This window comes from Caulobacter sp. 17J65-9 (assembly GCF_010975005.1).
Taxonomy (GTDB): Bacteria; Pseudomonadota; Alphaproteobacteria; order Caulobacterales; family Caulobacteraceae; genus 17J80-11.
The window spans coordinates 13,421-28,411 of the sequence record NZ_JAAIVC010000010.1 but is presented as its reverse complement, the minus strand read 5'-3'; the positions used below and the strand labels follow the sequence as shown (position 1 = coordinate 28,411).

The following is a 14,991-nucleotide window of genomic DNA, read 5'->3' as shown; positions in this document are numbered from 1 at the left end:
CAGGAAACTCGACGTCAGCCGTCGTGCGGCGGAAAGGTCCCCCTCACCCTGCCCTCCCCCCCGCAAGCGCGGGGGAGAGGGTTCAGGACTTCCCATACCCGCCGCCGCCGGGCGTCTCGATCACGAACACGTCGCCGGGGGCCATCTCGACCGCCGCGGTGCCGGCCAGCTTCTCGACCGTCCCGTCCGCGCGCTCCACCCGGTTCACGCCGACCGCCGCCGGTTCGCCGCCCTTCAGGCCGAACGGCGGCACGCGGCGGCGGTTGGAGAGGATCCCCGCCGTCATCGGCTCCAGGAAGCGGATCTTGCGCACCACCCCGTCGCCGCCGCGGTGGGCGCCCGCGCCGCCGGAGCCCCGGCGGATCGAGAAGGCGTCGACCAGCACGGGGAAGCGGGTCTCCAGCACCTCCGGGTCGGTCAGGCGCGAGTTGGTCATGTGGGTCTGCACGGCCGAGGCGCCGTCGAAGTCCGGGCCCGCGCCCGAGCCGCCGCAGATGGTCTCGTAGTACTGCCGCCGGTCGTCGCCGAAGGTGAAGTTGTTCATCGTGCCCTGGGCGGCGGCCAGCACGCCCAGCGCGCCGTAGAGCACGTCGCACACCGCCTGGCTGGTCTCGACGTTGCCGGCCACCACCGCCGCCGGATAGCGCGGATTCAGCATGCAGCCCTCCGGCACGATCAGGTCGATCGGCTTCAGGCAGCCCTCGTTCAGCGGGATGGCGTCGTCAATCAGGGTGCGGAAGACGTAGAGCACCGCCGCGCGGGTGATCGACAGGGGCGCGTTGAAGTTGCCGTCCAGCTGGGCGCTGGTGCCGTTGAAATCCACCGTGGCGTGGCGCGCGGCCTTGTCCACGGTGATCCGCACCCGGATCGTCGCGCCGTCGTCCATCTCGACCGCGAACGCGCCGTCGTGCAGCACGTCCAGCACCCGGCGCACGGACTCCTCGGCGTTGGCCTGGACATGGCCCATGTAGGCGTCGACCACCGGCCGGCCGAACTGGGCGACCATGGCCTTGAGCTCCTCCGCCCCCTTGGCGCAGGCGGCGACCTGGGCCTTCAGATCGGCGAGGTTCTGGTCCGGATTGCGCGACGGCCAGCGGCCGGAGCCCAACAGCGCGCGGGTCTCGACTTCGCACAGCCGTCCCTGGTCGATCAGCAGGAAGTCGTCGATCAGCACGCCCTCCTCCTCCACCGTGCGGCTCATGGGCGGCATGGAGCCCGGCGTGACGCCGCCGATGTCAGCGTGGTGGCCGCGGGCGGCGACGAAGAAGGCAGGCTCCGCGTCGCCTTGCATGAACACCGGGGTGATCACGGTGACGTCCGGCAGGTGGGTGCCGCCGTTGTAGGGGGCGTTCAGCATGTAGACGTCGCCGGGCTTCAGGCCGCGGCCGTCGCGCGCCTCGCCCCGCGAACGCAGGATGGTGCGCACGCTCTCGCCCATCGAGCCCAGGTGCACCGGGATGTGCGGGGCGTTGGCGATCAGGGCCCCGGTCGCGTCGAACAGAGCGCAGGAGAAGTCCAGGCGCTCCTTGATGTTGACCGAGTAGGCGGTGTTCTGAAGGGCGAAGCCCATCTGCTCGGCCACCGCCATGAAGCGGCTGTTGAACACCTCCAGCATGACCGGATCAACGTCGGTGCCGACCGCCTTGGTCCCGGCCAGCGGCACGGTCCGTTCCAGGATCAGGTTGGCGTGCGCATCGACCGTGGCGCGCCAGCCGGGCTCGACCACGGTGGTGGCGGTCGGTTCGCGCACGATGGCGGGGCCGTTGATCTCGACGCCCACGGCCAGGGTCTCGCGGTCGTAGACGGGGGTGTCGTGGTGGACGCCCGCCATACGCACGTCCACCCGCGCGATCGGGTCGTGGCCGGTCCCGGAAACCTCGGCCGCCGGCACGCCGCCGCCCTGGGGCTGGCCGACCGCTTCGGCCGAGACCTGCTCGACGATGAGCGCCTTTTCCGGCGCGACGAAGCCGAAGCGGCGGCGGTGGGCGTCCTCGAAGGCGGCCTTCAGCTCGTCGGCCGAGCCGAACGGCACGGTCAGGGCCGAGTCGGTGCCGGCGTACTTCACCTGGGCGCGGGTCAGCACCTCGGTGGAGCGCAGCGGCACGCCCTGGCCGACCAGGGCGGCGCGGGCGGCCTCGCCCAGGGCTTCGACCTGGGCGGCGAGTTCGCCGGCCGTCTCCAGCGGCGCCTCGACCGTGGCCTCGCGCAGGACCCGCAGCGCCGCCAGGCCCATGCCGTAGGCCGACAGCACCCCGGCCAGCGGATGGATCATCACCTTGGTCATGCCCAGCGCGTCGGCGACCAGGCAGGCGTGCTGGCCGCCGGCGCCGCCGAAGCAGGCCAGCACGTAGCGGCTGACGTCGTAGCCGCGCTGGACCGAGATCTTCTTGATGGCCTCGGCCATGTTGTGGACGGCGACGGTGAGGAAGCCGTCGGCGACCTCGGCGCCCGTGACCTCGCGCCCGGTCGCCTTCGAAACGTCGGCCGCCAGCTCGGCGAACTTCCGCTCCACGACATCGCGGTCAAGAGGCTGGTCGCCGCCCTCGCCGAACACGTGCGGGAAGAAGGCCGGCTGAACCTTGCCCAGCATGACGTTGCAGTCGGTGACGGTCAGCGGCCCGCCGCGGCGGTAGGAGGCCGGCCCCGGCACGGCCCCGGCCGACTCCGGCCCGACCCGGAAGCGCGCGCCGTCGAAACTGCAGATCGAGCCGCCGCCGGCCGCCACCGTGTGGATGTGCAGCATGGGCGCGCGCAGGCGCACCCCGGCCACCGTGGTCTCGTAGGCGCGCTCGTACTCGCCGGCGTAGTGCGACACGTCGGTGGAGGTGCCGCCCATGTCGAAGCCGATCACCCGTTCGAACCCGGCCTGCTCGGCGGTGGCGGCCATGCCGACGATGCCGCCGGCGGGGCCCGACAGCACCGCGTCCTTGCCGCGGAAGCTGCGCGCCTCGGCCAGGCCGCCGTTGGACTGCATGAACAGCAGGCGCACCTCGCGGCCCAGCTCGTCGCCCACCTGGTCGACATAGCGGCGCAGCTCCGGCGACAGGTAGGCGTCGGCCACCGTGGTGTCGCCGCGGCCGACCAGCTTGATCAGGGCGGCCACCTCGTGACTGACCGAGACCTGCTCGAAGCCGACCTCGCGGGCGATCTCGGCCAGGCGGGCCTCGTGGTCGTGGAAGCGCCAGCCGTGCATCAGCACGACAGCCGCGGCGCGGAAGCCCTTGGCGTGGGTCGCGGTCAGGGCGGCGCGGGCGGCGGCTTCGTCCAGCGGGGCCAGAACCTCGCCGTCGGCGGTGACCCGCTCGTCGACCTCGACCACCTCGGAATAGAGCAGGTCGGGCAGGACGATGTTGCGAGCGAACAGCTCCGGGCGGCTCTGCCAGCCGATCCTCAACGCATCGGCGAAGCCCCGGGTGGTGACCAGCACGGTCGGCTCGCCCTTGCGCTCCAGCAAGGCGTTGGTGGCGACGGTCGTGCCCATCTTCACCGCGGCGATGGCGTCGCCGCTGTCGCCCAGCACATCGCGAATGGCGGCCACCGCCGCGTCGCGGTATCGGCCGGGGTTCTCGGACAGGAACTTGCGGGTGGTCAGCGAGCCGTCGGGGGCGCGCGCCACCACGTCGGTGAAGGTGCCGCCACGGTCGATCCAGAACTCCCAGGCCACCGACTTCACTCCCGGCTGCGACGAAGGGCGCGGATCAAACCCTGCGACGGGCCGCAGGACAACCGGGCTTGCGCCGAAGCGGCCGGAAACGTAGCGGTCGCCGATCCGCGAGGCCCGCTTGCCCACCTACGTCCCCCTCACCGACCCCGACGATGCGCGCGCAGTTCCGTACCGCGAGGTGCGCGAGCGCGACCTGGCGGGCCGCGACGGCTTCATGGCCGAAGGCGAGGTGGTGCTGGAAAAGCTGATCCGGCTGTCTACGCACCGGCCGGCCTCGGTGCTGATCGCCGAGAAGCGCCGCGCCAGGCTGGAGCCCTTGCTGGCCGAGCTGCCCGACGAGGTCCCGGTCTATGTCGCCGCCCAGCCGGTGCTGGACGCCGTCGCCGGCTTCCACCTGCACCGCGGCATCCTGGCGGTGGGCGAACGGGCGCCCCCGCCCTCGCCGGACGACCTGCTGGCCGGTCTGCCCGCGCGGGCGACGGTGGTGGTGCTGTGCGGCCTGGCCAACCACGACAATGTCGGGGGCGTGTTCCGCAACGCCGCCGCCTTCGGCGCCGATGCGGTGCTGCTGGACGCGACCAGCTGCGATCCGCTGTACCGCAAGGCGATCCGGGTTTCGGTCGGCGCCACCCTGCTGGTCCCGTGGACCCGGCTTGCGCCCGGCGTCGATCCAGTCGCCCTGCTCGCCGCCCACGGCTTCGAGACCATCGCGCTCAGCCCGTCGGGCGAGACCGTGCTGTCGCAGTTGCGCCGGCCGGCCAAGGTCGCGGCCCTGTTCGGCACGGAAGGCCCCGGCCTGCCGGCCGAGGTGCTGGCCCGCACGCGCTCGGTGCGCATTCCCATGGCCGGCGGGTTCGACTCGCTGAACGTGGCGGCGACCAGCGCGGTAGTGCTGCACCACCTGGCGTTCGCGGCGGAAGGCTGAGCGGGGCTAGCCGACCGGCACGGCGCCGCCGAACTTGACGCGGTCCATGGCGACCAGGGTCTCAAAACCCCGGATGTTGGGATCGTCGAAGAACCTCGCCGTGAACGCCTGATAGTCGGCCATGTCGCGCACGGTCAGGGTCAGGACGAAGTCGGCCCGCCCGGTCACGTACCAGCACTGCATGACCTCGGGCGCGGCGGCCATCGCGGCCTTGAAGGCCTCGACCCGCTCCGCCTGCTCGCGCTCCAGCTCCACCAGCACGATCATGGTCAGGCCGCGTCCGACCTTCTCCGGCGCGACCAACGCCACGTCGGCGGTGATCACCCCCTGCTCCCGCAACCGCTGGGCGCGGCGCAGGCAGGCGGCCGACGAGAGCCCCACCTGGTCCGCCAGCTCGGCCCCGGTCTGCTGGTTGTCCGCCTGCAGCGCAGCCAGCAGGCGCGCGTCGAAGCTGTCGATCATCGGCTCCCCCTCGCCTCCATGACGATTTCGCGCAAGCACGGGCCTGAGTTTGCGCCCCTTCCGCACGACGGCGCCGATATGGTGCCGCTTCCTCCCGACAGCCAGCGTGGAACGCGGTCATGCTCGACCATCTTGAATTGCGCACCCAACAGCTCGATCTCGCGACCGCCTTTTACGCCCGGGTGCTCGCGCCGCTGGGCTACAGCCTGAAGGTGGACGAGGAGATCAAGAAGGGGTTCGGCGACGACCACGGCCTCGACTTCTTCCTGGTCCACGGCGCGGCCACGGCCGAGAAGGCGCATTACGCCTTCGCCGCTCCGACCCGGGCCCTGGTGGGCGCCTGCTTCGAGGCGGGGCGTGACGCGCCCGGCGGGAAGCTCGACCGCCCCGCCGCCCTGATGCCCCAGGTGCACGCCCACTATTACGCCAGCTTCCTGCGCGACCCCGACGGGCGGCTGGTGGAGTTCGTCTGCCACGCCCCGGAGTGACGGCCAGGGCGGCGGCCCGCTCTCACTTCGCCGTCTTCACCTCCGGCATCGGCTCGCAGCCGTCGGCCTGCAGGCGCAGGTGCTGGCCGTTGACCTCCAGGTCCTTCCATTTCGGCTCGGTCGCCTTGAACTGGCCGGCCTTCAGGGCCTCGAGCACGCCCGAGCAGCCGCCGGCGTTCAGGTCGCCGGCCTTTTTCCAGCGGCCGTCGGTCAGGCGATAGACGTTCAGCTGGTAGCCGGGGCTGAGCAGGACCTCCTCGGTCCCGTCGGCGTCGAGGTCGGCGAAGAAGGCGTCGCAGCTCCGGTCGCCGCCCTGGATGCAGGGCGACCAGCCGTCGCCGGCGTCCCAGGCCTGCTTCACGAAGCTCTCCGGCAGGGTCCGGCCCTTCGGCCAGACGGTGATCCGGGCGGCGTCGAACCGCGGACGCTGCTCGTCGCGCTGGTAGCGGTATTCCAGCTTCAGCGCCTCGGCCGCCTTTTCGGAGATGACCTTGGCATTCGGCCCGGTGGCGTGGGCCTTCAGACGCTCCAGCTCGGCGCGACCCCACTTGGCGCCGTCGAAGCGCAGGAAGCCGAAGTCGAACTTGTCGGGCGCGATCTTCCCGGCCTCCAGGCGGCGCACCTGGTCGGCCACCGCGATGCGCGCCGGATCGGCCAGCGGGGTGAACAGGGCGATCAGCACGCCGATCGCCACGAAGGCGGTGGCGACGTTGGTGGCCTCCAGCGGCTTCAGCCAGGCGCCCGGCTTCAGCGCGGCGATGGCGTAGCCCACGGCGTAGCAGGCCCCGACCAGAGCGCAGGCGGAGGCGATCACCCGTTCGGGGGTCAGGCCGTACTGGCCGACGCGCAGCCACACGCCGTAGGCGGCGATGGCTACCAGCGGGGCGACGGCGAGCGCGGTGACCCGCCCGGCCCACTTCAGCACCGTCGGCGTCTTCGCGTCCTCGCCGTCCTGGTAGGCGGCGTTGAGCAGGATGATCAGCACCGCTGCGGCGGCCAGCACCAAGGCGGCGGCGTGGCCGGTGGCCCACAGCAGCTTCAGGCCGGTGAACGGCAGGGCGGCCAAGAAGCCGACCGCGATCAGCCCCATCAAAGGCATCAGCCAGGAGAGCAGGGTCAGCGCCACGGTGCGCACCCCGCGGATCACCCCGGCCTTCACGTCGGTCAGATGCACGGCCGCGGCGAAAGCCACCGTCGTGCCCGGCACGGCGAACCACTCCTCGCGGATCAGCTTTTCAAGGAAGTCGAGGCCGATCAGCTTGAACAGGGCCGCGCCCAGCAGCAGCACCAGCCAGAACACGCCGGTGAAGGCCCCCGCCAGGGCCAGCTGCACCCCGTGCTTCCAGGCGGCGTCGAAATAGACCGGATAGGGCGCGATCGGCCGGCGCGCGGTGTCCGCGCCCTGGACCAGATGGTGGCCGATGAAGATCACCGCGGCGGCGAACAGGCCAGCCCCGCCGTGCGGGTACTGGACGCCCGTCCCGGTCCCCTCGCGCAGCACGTAGTGCATGGCCATGACCACTGACAGCGCGGTCGCGACCACCGCCCAGACCGCCAGCGTCACCCGGCGCATGTCGCCCAGTCCGCCCAGCAGCACGATCGGCGTGAAGGCCCAGGCGCAGACCAGCGCCTCGAACAGGGCCGGCTCGGTCGCCGGCCAGGCCTTGGCCTGCATGGCCTGGTGCAGGCCGTAAAGCACCACGCCCTGGATCAGGCCGATCGCCAGGCGCGCCCATCCGGCGCCCGACCAGCCCGCCTTGTCAGTCCCCGTGTCCATCGCGCCGTTCCCCCGGGCCGGATCGTTCGCTCGCATAGGGACTCAAGGCGACGCTTTTGGGAAGCGCCGTTCTCCGAGCGGAACCGGGTCCGCGCGACGCTGTTTCCGGCTGATGCCAGACACCGCGGCCCACACGCCCAACGAGCTCGAACCCCATCCCGAGGTCGAGGCCTTCTACACCGAGAGCCTGAGGCTGCTGGTCGAATCCGGCATCCCGTTCCTGCTGTCGGGCACCTATGCGGTCAGCGCCTACACCGGGATCGTGCGGCCGACCAAGGACCTGGACGTGTTCTGCAAGGCCGGCGACTACCCGAAGATCCTCTCGTACTTCCAGGAGCGCGGCTACCGCACCGAGGTCGAGGACGAGCGCTGGATCGCCAAGGTCTGGCAGGACGACCACTTCTTCGACGTGATCTACAACATGTCGAACGCGACGGTGCCGGTGAACGACGACTGGTTTCGGGGCACCCACACCATCTGCGTCTACGGTACGGACGTGAGGATCACCCCGCCGACCGAGCTGATCTGGTCGAAGGTCTTCATCCAGGACCGCTATCGCTACGACGGCGCCGACATCGCCCACGTGATCCTCAAGAAGCACGACGAGATCGACTGGGAGCGGCTGCTGGCCTACCTGGAACCCTACTGGGAGGTGCTGCTGGTCCACCTCCTGAACTTCCGCTTCGCCTATCCGACCGAGCGGTCGTCAGTGCCCAAATGGCTGATGGAGGAGCTGATCGGGCGGCTCCAGGCCCAGCTGCACCTGCCGCCGGCCAACGTGAAGGTCTGCCGCGGCCGCCTGTTCTCGCCCCGCGACTACGTCATCGACATCACCGAGTTCGGCTTCGCCGACGTGGTCGGCAAGGGCCTGGAGGAGCGTCATGAACCCATCGCCTGACGGGACCGTCGTGGTCGCCGCCATCGGCGACCTGCACGTGGGGGAGGACCACCAGCAGCCCTACCGGGACCTGTTCACCGAGATCAATCAGCGCGCCCACGTGCTGGTGCTGTGCGGCGACCTGACCAACTTCGGCCGCACGGTCGAGGTCGAGATCCTGGCCGACGACCTGAAGGCCTGCACCATTCCGGTGGTCGCCGTGCTCGGCAACCACGACTACGAGGCCCGCCAGCCCGACGAGGTGCGCCGCATCCTGCACTCGGTCGGCGTGCACGTGCTGGACGGCGAGGCGGTGGAGATCCACGGCGTCGGCTTCGCCGGGGTGAAGGGCTTTGTCGGCGGCTACGGCCGTTTCATGCTCTCGGCCTTCGGCGAGCCGGCGATGAGCGCCTTCGTGCAGGAGAGCGTCAACGAGGCGCTCAAGCTGGAGACCGCCATCCGCACCCTGCGCGTCGAGCGGGCCATGGCGGTGATGCACTATTCGCCCATCCCCGAGACCCTGGTCGGCGAGCCGGTGGAGATCTTCCCGTTCCTGGGCTGCTCGCGCCTGGCCGAGCCGATCGACCGGTTCGACGAGATCCGCTGCGCCGTCCACGGCCACGCCCACCGCGGGACCTACTTCGGCCGCACGCCCAAGGGCGTGCCGGTCTACAACGTCGCCAGGTTCGTGGTGCAGGCCGAGTGCGGCCGGCCGTACGCGCTGCTGGAGCTGTGAGGCGTCAGAGCCGGCCGAGCAGGATCAGGATCAGCACGATCAGCAGCACCAGGCCGATGCCGCCGCTGGGCATGTAGCCCCACTCGCGGCTGTAGCCCCAGCGCGGCAGGGCGCCGATCAACACGATGATCAATACGATGAGCAGAATGAAACCGAGCGACATACGCTTCCTCCGGCTCCGCTCTCCGGCGGACAAGCCGGGGCGGGCTCAGTAAGCGGAACGGTCGGTTGGAACTCGGGTTCCGAGCTCTCCTCCCCTGTGAAGCGCAGCGAAACGGGGGAGGGGGACCATGCGAAGCATGGTGGAGGGGGCGAGCGGCGCGCGCTCCGGTCGGATCAACGCGAATCGACAGGACGGGGCCGCCGACGTACGTCGGCTCGCCCCCACCACCACCCTACGGGTGGTCCCCCTCCCCCGCTTCGCAGGGGAGGAGAAGATCGTCAGATGTGGATCGCGTGGCCGAGCGCGCGCAGGACCGCCTCGTGGAAGGCTTCGCCGAGCGTCGGGTGGACGTGGATGGTGCCGGCGACGTCCTCCAGCACCGCGCCCATCTCCAGCCAGCCGGCGAAGGCGTTCGACAGCTCCGAGACGTGCTGGCCGACGGCCTGGACGCCGAGGATGCGGTGGTCGTCCTTGCGGGCCAGCACGCGCACGAAGCCGCCGTCCTCGGCCGCCTCGATGGCCAGCGCCCGGCCGATGGCCGAGAACGGGAAGACGGCGGTGATCACGTCGTCACGGCCCTCGACGTCGTTCGGGCCGAGGCCCGCCGAGACGATCTCAGGCTCGGTGAAGCAGACCGCCGCGATGGCCACCGGATCGAAGCTGCGGCGCTTGCCGGCGATGATCTCGGCGACCATCTCGCCCTGGGCGGAGCCCTTGTGGGCCAGCATGGGCTCGCCGACCAGGTCGCCGATCGCCCAGACGTTCTTCATCGAGGTCTTGCACTGGTCGTCGATCTTCACGAACGGCCCGTTCATGTCGACGCCCATGGCCTCCAGGCCCCAGCCCTTGGTGCGCGGGCGGCGGCCGACGGTGACCAGGATCTTGTCGGCCGGCAGGGTCATGGCCTGTCCGTCCTTGGTCTCGATCGCCAGGCCCTTGCCGCCTTCGCCCAGGCCCTTGGCCTTGGCGCCGAGGTGCAGGATCACGCCGTGCTTCTCCAGCCACTTGCGGACCGGGTCGGTCAGGGCCTTGTCGTAGAGCGGCAGGATGCGCTCCTGCGCCTCCACCACCGTGACCTTGGCGCCCATCTTGGCGAAGGCGATGCCCAGCTCCAGGCCGATGTAGCCGGCGCCGACCACGACCAGATTCTGCGGCACGGAGGCCAGCGACAGGGCCTCGGTCGAGGAGATGACGTCGCCGCCGAACTTCAGGAACGGCAGCTCGACCGGCTCGGAGCCGGTGGCCAGGATGACGTGCTCGGCGGTGACCGTGACATCGCCCTCGGCGGTCTTCACCACGCAGGTCTTGGCGTCGGTGAAGGTCGCCCAGCCGGTCAGCACCTTGGACTTGGCGCGCTTCAGCAGGCCGCCGACGCCGCCGTTCAGCTTGTCGACGATGCCGTCCTTCCAGGCCACGGTCTGGGCCAGGTCCAGCTTCGGGGCCTGGGCCGTGATGCCCAGCGTGCCGCCGGCCGAGGCGGCCTTGGCCACGGTCTCGTACTTGGAGGCGGCGTGGATCATCGCCTTGGAGGGGATGCAGCCGCGGATCAGGCAGGTGCCGCCCAGCCGGTCGGCCTCGACGATCACCGTGTCCAGCCCCAGCTGGCCGCAGCGGATCGCCGCCACATAGCCGCCGGTGCCGGCGCCGACGATGAGGACCTTGGTGGAGAGCTTCTCAGCCATTGCAAAAATCCGCTCATCCCCGCGGACGCGGGGACCCAGGTGTTTTCAGAAGTCCGCCCCGCTCACCCAGGCTGCCAAAAGCCTGGGTCCCCGCTTCCGCGGGGATGAGCGGAAGGGGGGATCAGTCCACGAACAGCGCCGCCGGGTGTTCCAGCAGGCCCTTGATCTTCTGGACGAACTCGGCGGCGTCGTAGCCGTCGACGATGCGGTGATCGAAGCTGGAGGACAGGTTCATCATCTTGCGGACGACGACTTGGCCGTTCTTCACCACCGGGCGCTCGACGATCTTGTTGGGACCGACGATGGCCACTTCCGGGTGGTTGATCACCGGGGTGTGGACGATGCCGCCCAGGGTGCCCAGGCTGGTGATGGTGATGGTCGAGCCGGACAGCTCCTCGCGGGCCGCCTTGCCTTCCTTGGCCGCGTTGGCGACGCGGGCGATCTCGACAGCCGTGGCCCAGACGTCCAGCGCCTCGGCGTGGCGGACCACCGGCACCATCAGGCCGTTCGGGGTCTGGGTGGCGATGCCGAGGTGCACGCCGTCGAAGCGGTGCAGCACGCCGGCGTCGTCGTCGTAGCGGGCGTTGATCTGCGGGTGCTGCGGCAGGACCTTGACCAGGGCGCGGGCGAAGAACGGCAGGAAGCTCAGCTTGGGCTGATCCTTCTGCTTGGTCGCGTTCATGTAGACGCGCAGCGCCTCCAGTTCCGTGACGTCGATCTCCTCGGCGTACATGAAGTGCGGGATGCGACGCTTCGCTTCCTGCATCTTCTCCGCGATCTTGCGGCGCAGGCCGATGACCTTGATGTCCTCGACGCCGGTGCGCTCGGCGTAACGCGGCGCGCCGTGGCCGGAGCCGATCGCGCCAGCCTTGCGGCCGCCCGAGGCGACGTAGGCGTCCAGGTCGGCGTGCTCGATGCGGCCGGCCGGGCCGGAGCCCGGCACGAACTGCAGCTCGATCCCGAGATCACGGGCGCGCTTGCGCACCGCGGGCGAAGCCAGCGGACGCTCGCCCGCCACGCGGGTCGAGAAGGCTTCGGCGGCGGCGGCCTTCGGGGCCGGCGCGGCGGCCGGCTTGGCTTCCGCCTTGGGAGCGGGCTTCGCTTCAGCCTTGGGCGCGGCCGGAGCGGCGGCGGCCGGCTTCGGCGCGGCGGTCCGGGCGACGTTGCCGGCGCCTTCCACTTCCAGCACCACGATGCCGGAGCCGACGGCGGCCATCTCGCCGACATTGCCGTGGGTGGCGACGACACGGCCGGCCACCGGCGAGGTCAGCTCGACGGTCGCCTTGTCGGTCATCACGTCGGCCAGCGGCTGGTCTTCCTCGACGTGGTCGCCGGGCTTCACGTGCCAGGCGACGATCTCGGCCTCGGCGGTGCCTTCGCCCACGTCCGGCAGCTTGAAGACGTAGTTGCCCTCGCCCTGCATGTCGGGCTGGGGCGTGACGGCTTCCGAGGCGGCCTCGACGTGCGGCAGTTCTTCGTGCGCGACCGGAGCCGGCGCAGCGGCGACCTTCGGGGCCGGAGCGGCCTCGGCGACGGCGGCGGCGTTGCCCGCGCCCTCGACCTCGATGATCACCAGGGTCGAGCCCACGGCGGCCATGTCGCCGGGGTTACCCGTGATGGACGTGACCACGCCGTCGACCGGCGAGGTGATCTCCACCGTCGCCTTGTCGGTCATGACGTCGACCAGCGGCTGGTCTTCCGAGACCTTGTCGCCGACCTTGACGTGCCAGCCGACGATCTCGGCCTCGGCGGTGCCTTCGCCCACGTCGGGCAGCTTGAAGACGTAGCGGCCCATCGATCAGCCCTCCATGGCGCGTTTCAGCGCCTCGCCCACCCGCTTGGGGCCGGGGAAATAGTCCCACTCGAACGCGTGCGGATACGGGGTGTCCCAACCGGTGACCCGCTCGATCGGCGCCTCGAGGTGATGGAAGCAGTGCTCCTGCACCAGGGCCGACAGCTCGGCGCCGAAGCCCGAGGTGCGCGGCGCCTCGTGGGCGATGACGCAGCGGCCGGTCTTCTTCACGCTCTCGACGATGGTGTCGATGTCCAGCGGCACCAGGGTGCGCAGGTCGATCACCTCGGCGTCGACGCCGGCCCACTCGGCCGCCGCCAGCGACACCCAGACCATGGTGCCGTAGGCCAGCACGGTGACGTCGGCGCCTTCCTTCATGACGCGGGCCTTGCCCAGCGGCACGGTGTAGTGGCCCTCCGGCACCTCGGCCAGCGGGTGGCCGGTCCAGGGCTGCACCGGGTTCTCGTGCCAGCCGTCGAACGGGCCGTTGTAGATCCGCTTGGGCTCGAAGAAGAGCACCGGGTCGTTGTCCTCGATGCACGAGATCAACAGGCCCTTGGCGTCGTACGGGTTCGACGGGATCACCGTCTTCAGGCCGGCGATGTGGGTGAACAGGCTTTCCGGCGACTGGCTGTGCGTCTGACCGCCGAAGATGCCGCCGCCGTAGGGGCTGCGCACGGTGATCGGCACGGTGAACTCGCCGCCCGAGCGGTAGCGGATCTTGGCCGCTTCCGAGACCAGCTGGTCGTAGGCCGGGTAGATGTAGTCGGCGAACTGGATCTCGACGACCGGACGGACGCCGTAGACGCCCATGCCGATGGCCGCGGCGACGATGCCGCCCTCGGCGATCGGGGCGTCGAAGCAGCGGGTCAGGCCGTGCTTCTTCTGCAGGCCTTCGTTGACGCGGAACACGCCGCCGAAATAGCCGGCGTCCTCGCCGAAGGTGAGCACGTTCGGGTCGTCGGACAGCTTGACGTCGAGGGCGCTGTTCAGCGCCTGGATCATGTTCATCTGCGCCACGGTCAGACCCCCACTTCCTGACGCTGACGACGCAGGCGCCAGTCCGGCGTCTCGAACACGTCCTCGAACATCTCCTTCACGCTCGGGCGCGACTGGCCCAGCGTGCCGATCGCCTCCGACTCCTTGCCGGCGGCCTTGACCTGCTCGACGCAGTCCTTCTCCAGCTGCTCGTGGCGGGCGTCGTCCCACTCGCCGAGCGCGATCAGGTGCTGCTTCAGGCGGGTGATCGGATCACCCAGCGGCCAGTGGTCGAACTCGTCGCCGGGGCGGTAGCGGGCCGGGTCGTCCGAGGTCGAGTGCTGGGCGGCGCGGTAGGTGTAGAACTCGATGATGGTCGCGCCCAGGTTCGAGCGCGCCCGCTCGGCCGCCCACTGGGTGGCGGCGTGCACGGCCAGGAAGTCGTTGCCGTCGACGCGGAGCGCCGGCAGGCCGTAGCCCACGGCGCGCGCCGCGAAGGTGGTCAGCTCGCCGCCGGCGAAGCCCTGGAAGCTCGAGATGGCCCACTGGTTGTTGACGATGTTGAGGATCACCGGGGCGCGGTAGACGCCGGCGAACACCATGGCCTGGTGGAAGTCGCCTTCCGCCGTGGCGCCGTCGCCGATCCAGGCGGCGGCGATCTTGTCGTCGCCCTTGTAGGCCGAGGCCATGGCCCAGCCCACGGCCTGCGGGTACTGGGTGCCCAGGTTGCCGGAGATGGTGAAGAACCCGAACTCCTTGGTGGAGTACATGATCGGCAGCTGACGACCTTTGATCGGGTCCTTAGCGTTCGAATAGATCTGGTTCATCATGTCCACGAGCGGGTAGCCGCGCGTGATCAGCAGGCCCTGCTGGCGATAGGTCGGGAAGCACATGTCCTCCCGGTCCAGCACCAGGGCCTGGGCGCAGGCGATCGCCTCCTCGCCCGTGCACTTCATGTAAAAGCTGGTCTTGCCCTGCCGCTGGGCGCGGTACATGCGCTCGTCGAAGGTGCGGGTCAGCACCATGGCCGCCAGGCCGCGGCGCAGGGTGTCGGCGTCCAGCTTCGGATCCCACGGACCGACCGCGCGGCCCTCGTCGTCCAGCACGCGGACCAGGCTGTAGGCGAGGTCGCGCATTTCGTGCGGCGAGGTCGAGACGTCCGGGCGCGGGGCTGCGCCGGCGTCGGCCAGCATCAGACCGCTGAAGTCCGGCGCGTCGCCCGGCCGGCACTGCGGCTCAGGGACGTGGAGGCTGAGCGAACGGGTGTTCTTCATGGGGTTCCCGACCTAGGACAGGCACGCCGAAACCCGCAGGTCGCGACAGCGACCTCCCATACGGAGGGACGCGTCGCGTTTCAACTGCGGCGTTGAGGCATGAGTTTGCCGCACCGCAGCAATTACAGGCACGACGTGCCCCAAATTCCGCGATCGATGAAACGTCCGTTTGG

General features: G+C 70.4%; 12 protein-coding genes. 4 read left to right on the top strand and 8 right to left on the bottom strand.

Going from position 1 to position 14,991, the window contains the following annotated elements:
- Positions 1-82: 82 nt before the first annotated feature.
- On the bottom strand, positions 83-3,673 hold the full coding sequence (locus tag G3573_RS03360) for a hydantoinase B/oxoprolinase family protein (RefSeq protein WP_163259437.1): 3,591 nt from the start codon (positions 3,671-3,673) through the stop codon (positions 83-85).
- Between the two features lie 109 nt (positions 3,674-3,782).
- Between G3573_RS03360 and G3573_RS03355 the strand changes: the two genes are divergently transcribed.
- Positions 3,783-4,589 (top strand): RNA methyltransferase, encoded by an 807-nt coding sequence (locus G3573_RS03355; protein WP_163259436.1) that lies wholly within the window; start codon positions 3,783-3,785, stop codon positions 4,587-4,589.
- 6 nt (positions 4,590-4,595) lie between these two features.
- Here the strand turns inward: G3573_RS03355 and G3573_RS03350 are convergent, their stop codons facing one another.
- Complete coding sequence (locus G3573_RS03350) at positions 4,596-5,051, bottom strand: Lrp/AsnC family transcriptional regulator (protein ID WP_163259435.1); 456 nt, start codon at positions 5,049-5,051, stop codon at positions 4,596-4,598.
- A gap of 119 nt (positions 5,052-5,170) precedes the next feature.
- On the opposite strand from G3573_RS03350, the gene G3573_RS03345 reads away from it, so the two are divergent.
- Complete coding sequence (locus G3573_RS03345; RefSeq protein ID WP_163259434.1) at positions 5,171-5,539, top strand: VOC family protein; 369 nt, start codon at positions 5,171-5,173, stop codon at positions 5,537-5,539.
- Positions 5,540-5,561: 22 nt separating this feature from the next.
- Here the strand turns inward: G3573_RS03345 and G3573_RS03340 are convergent, their stop codons facing one another.
- On the bottom strand, positions 5,562-7,316 hold the full coding sequence (locus tag G3573_RS03340) for a DUF4153 domain-containing protein (protein WP_163259433.1): 1,755 nt from the start codon (positions 7,314-7,316) through the stop codon (positions 5,562-5,564).
- Positions 7,317-7,428: 112 nt separating this feature from the next.
- Between G3573_RS03340 and G3573_RS03335 the strand changes: the two genes are divergently transcribed.
- A complete protein-coding gene (locus G3573_RS03335; protein WP_163259432.1) occupies positions 7,429-8,214 on the top strand; it encodes a nucleotidyltransferase family protein in 786 nt (261 codons plus the stop codon).
- Positions 8,198-8,929, top strand: a complete 732-nt coding sequence (locus G3573_RS03330) for a metallophosphoesterase (protein ID WP_163259431.1) — start codon at positions 8,198-8,200, stop codon at positions 8,927-8,929. Before G3573_RS03335 ends, G3573_RS03330 begins: the two co-directional genes overlap by 17 nt.
- Positions 8,930-8,933: 4 nt before the next feature.
- On the opposite strand, the gene G3573_RS03325 is transcribed toward G3573_RS03330, so the two are convergent.
- The 5 genes from G3573_RS03325 to G3573_RS03305 all read right to left on the bottom strand — a co-directional run bounded on the left by G3573_RS03325 (position 8,934) and on the right by G3573_RS03305 (position 14,818).
- A complete protein-coding gene (locus G3573_RS03325) occupies positions 8,934-9,092 on the bottom strand; it encodes a DUF3309 family protein (RefSeq protein WP_163259430.1) in 159 nt (52 codons plus the stop codon).
- 278 nt (positions 9,093-9,370) lie between these two features.
- On the bottom strand, positions 9,371-10,774 hold the full coding sequence (gene lpdA / locus G3573_RS03320; RefSeq protein ID WP_163259429.1) for a dihydrolipoyl dehydrogenase: 1,404 nt from the start codon (positions 10,772-10,774) through the stop codon (positions 9,371-9,373).
- Between the two features lie 121 nt (positions 10,775-10,895).
- Entirely contained in the window at positions 10,896-12,569 is a 1,674-nt protein-coding gene (locus G3573_RS03315; protein ID WP_163259428.1) for a 2-oxo acid dehydrogenase subunit E2, read from the bottom strand.
- 3 nt (positions 12,570-12,572) lie between these two features.
- On the bottom strand, positions 12,573-13,577 hold the full coding sequence (locus G3573_RS03310) for an alpha-ketoacid dehydrogenase subunit beta (RefSeq protein WP_205598045.1): 1,005 nt from the start codon (positions 13,575-13,577) through the stop codon (positions 12,573-12,575).
- An 11-nt stretch (positions 13,578-13,588) separates the two neighbouring features.
- Positions 13,589-14,818: a thiamine pyrophosphate-dependent enzyme gene (locus G3573_RS03305; protein WP_163259426.1), complete on the bottom strand. Its 1,230-nt coding sequence runs from the start codon at positions 14,816-14,818 to the stop codon at positions 13,589-13,591.
- Positions 14,819-14,991: the final 173 nt, after the last annotated feature.